Raw genomic sequence first — 2,634 nt, 5'->3', positions numbered from 1 at the left:
GTAAGTAGGTAATCATCCGTACCTTGACTTTCAAAAATAGCCACCTGTTTATCAGGTGGCTTAAGTCATCTCTTATTTTTCGTTCTGAATTCATCCGGCAGATCATCCGACCAGGGAAGCAGCCGATCCAACTCCTCCGGCTTCGGGAAAGGCCTCATCTGTCTCAGCTGGTCCAGTACGTATGTCAGGTATACATACGGTTTCAGACCATTCAGGAGTGCCGTCTCCGTGATGCTGTATACGACGGCACTGGCATCTGCTCCCCGAATGCTTTTTGCAAAAAGCCAGTTCCGGCGTCCCACAGCGAAATTCTTGATTGCTCGTTCGGCACTGTTGTTGTCTATGCTCAGGCGCCCGTCTTCCAGATACCGGCGCAGATATGCCTCCTGGTTCAGGGTATATAAAATGGCATCACCAATAAGGGAAGACCTGTCCACAGAATCTTCCATCGAATGCAGCCATTCAAACAGTGCGTCCACAACGGGACGGGACTGTTTCTGTCGCTCTTCATACCGTTCTTCCGGTGTTTTGTTTTTGATCAGCTCCTCGACTTTGTACAGGATCCCAATCCGTGTCATCGCCTGGTATGCAACGGTTTCTTTCAGCTGCTCCTTTGTGAAATCCTTTTTCAGTGCTGTGAGGGCTGCATCAAAACGGCGTCTTGCATGGGTAAGGCATCCGGTCACGGTGATGGAATCGTCCAGACCGTGGTATGCCTGGTAACCGTCGCAGGTCAGGTATCCATGAAACCGGCCGTCAAGGAACTTCACCGGATGGTATCCCGCCCGGGTCCTCTCGTAATCGAAGAGCGCCATCTGCGGGGAACCGCTGTATTCATCCGTAAGATATACCCACATCCAGTTCTGGGTGGAACCCTTCTGGTCCGGTTCGCCAATCACCTGTATCCGCGTCTCGTCACAGTGGATGTACCGGCTTTTGAGGAATTCCTCTTTCATCCGGCCATACAGCAGCTTCAGGTAACGGTCCGCACAGCTGATGATCCAGTTGGCCATGGTTTTTGTGGAAAGGTTCAGGCCATACCGGGCGAATTCCCGTTCCTGTCTAGCCAGAGGCATCCCGTTGACATACTTGGCATTCATAATTCCGGCTATCAGGGACGGTGTTGCAATACTTCCCTTAATCAGAGGCGGTATCTTTTCCGGACGCTTCATGGAACCGCATTCCGGACAGCTGTATACATAGGTCACTTCTTCCACAACCTCGAATCTTGCGGGAACAAACTTCAGGCGCTTTACGGTTTCTTTGGTAACAACCTTGTACTTCTTGCCACAATCCGGGCAGTAACGGTCTTCCCCGGCCAGCGCGTATTCGGCCGTCTCCGTGATTTCAAAGCCTGAAAGATCCTCTTCCTTCTTTCCTGTGCGTTTTTTCCGCTTGTACGAAGATGGATGGATTTCCTCAAATGAAGGCTCAGCTGTCTCCGGGTCAGCGGATGTCTCTGCCTCATTGAACAGCTCCAGCTGTTCGTACCCTTCCGCATATTTTTCACTGGAGGAACCGAACTGTTTCCTCTGTGCAAGTGCCAGACGGTCGGAAAGCAGCGCATTCATGAATTCCAGCTCTTTATGTTTATCCTTCAGCAGCTGGATCTCCATGTCCTTTTTGACAGCCTGGGCCTTCATGATCTTCATAAGCTCAATCAGGTTTTCACGGCTCATGTTATTCAGCTGTTCCTCTGAAAAAAACGATTCCATTTGCGCCTCTCCCGGTTCTCTTTGTCTGTAAAAAGTATACCATAAAACCGGCTTTTTTTCGAGGAAAAAAGCGCTGGCGGCATGTAGAAATATGGCTTGTAGACAGCATGCTTTTCGTATTTTCTGCGAATTGACACCTGGTTTTACACCACAATTTTGGGGTGGTGTTCCTTGAAAGCATCTTTCTGGTCCAGGGAAAGCCCGTCACACAGCCAGTGCATTTCTTTCAGTGTCACCTGGCGGAGTTCATCCGGGGTGTCCGGCCAGTGAAAAGCATCACGGTCAAGGCGTTTCATCAGAATCCAGAATCCGGATCCGTCCCATTGGAGAATCTTAATGAGGGTACGCCGGCGGTTGCAGAATGCAAACATACAGCGCGAGTATGGGTCGAGTTGAAATTTAAGTTTGATGACGGCCGCCAGACCATTGCAGCTTTTCCTCAGATCCGTTGCCCCGCAGGCAAGATATACCGTTGTCCCGCCCGCCAGGTCAAGCATTTTCTTTTAAAGTCCTTATCAGCACCTGGAATAACTCCGGAGGACAGGACGGGGCCGCCTCAATCCGGATGTATCCCGAAATAAGGATGCGGACTGCTGCGGTTCCATCCACGGTATCCCGCATCACGATTTCAGATGCAGAAGGGAGCTTTGCAAAAACGGGCTCCTGATCATTTTCAGACACACATATAGAAAGCTCTTTTTTCAATCTGCGGATCCAGTAGGTCATTGTCGAAACAGGTATCTGATGTTCTCTACACCAGTCCCGACAGGTCTGTCCGCCGGATCGGAACTCCCGAATCCGTTCAGACCAGAGCCTGGCCTTTTCCTCTTTGTTCATAAATTACAATACCTCCAACGTTTTGATGGTATTGTATCAAAGAAAAACAGGGAATAACAGATACGGATGATTACCTACTTAC

Annotated in this window: 3 protein-coding genes; all 3 read right to left on the bottom strand. The window is 50.0% G+C overall.

Annotated features, from left to right (window positions below; all coding sequences use genetic code 11):
• Positions 1–65: 65 nt before the first annotated feature.
• Positions 66–1,715: an IS66 family transposase gene (gene tnpC, locus NFS35_RS28700; protein ID WP_251210363.1), complete on the bottom strand. Its 1,650-nt coding sequence runs from the start codon at positions 1,713–1,715 to the stop codon at positions 66–68.
• Between the two features lie 143 nt (positions 1,716–1,858).
• Positions 1,859–2,212, bottom strand: coding sequence for an IS66 family insertion sequence element accessory protein TnpB (gene tnpB / locus NFS35_RS28695; protein ID WP_251210362.1), 354 nt, complete (start codon positions 2,210–2,212; stop codon positions 1,859–1,861).
• Entirely contained in the window at positions 2,205–2,552 is a 348-nt protein-coding gene (gene tnpA, locus NFS35_RS28690; protein WP_251210361.1) for an IS66 family insertion sequence element accessory protein TnpA, read from the bottom strand. Before tnpA ends, tnpB begins: the two co-directional genes overlap by 8 nt.
• Between the last annotated feature and the right edge of the window lie 82 nt (positions 2,553–2,634).

Source organism: Acetatifactor aquisgranensis (assembly GCF_943193215.1).
Classification (GTDB): Bacteria; Bacillota; Clostridia; order Lachnospirales; family Lachnospiraceae; genus Acetatifactor; species Acetatifactor aquisgranensis.
Note: the sequence above shows the minus strand (reverse complement) of the source record. Positions and strands in the feature narration are given on the sequence as shown.

Bases quoted from the DNA above. Each gene is read 5' to 3' on its own strand.
- tnpC (WP_251210363.1), bottom strand. From the start codon at position 1,715: ATGGAATCGTTTTTTTCAGAGGAACAGCTGAATAACATGAGCCGTGAA.
- tnpA (WP_251210361.1), bottom strand. From the start codon at position 2,552: ATGAACAAAGAGGAAAAGGCCAGGCTCTGGTCTGAACGGATTCGGGAG.
- tnpB (WP_251210362.1), bottom strand. From the start codon at position 2,212: ATGCTTGACCTGGCGGGCGGGACAACGGTATATCTTGCCTGCGGGGCA.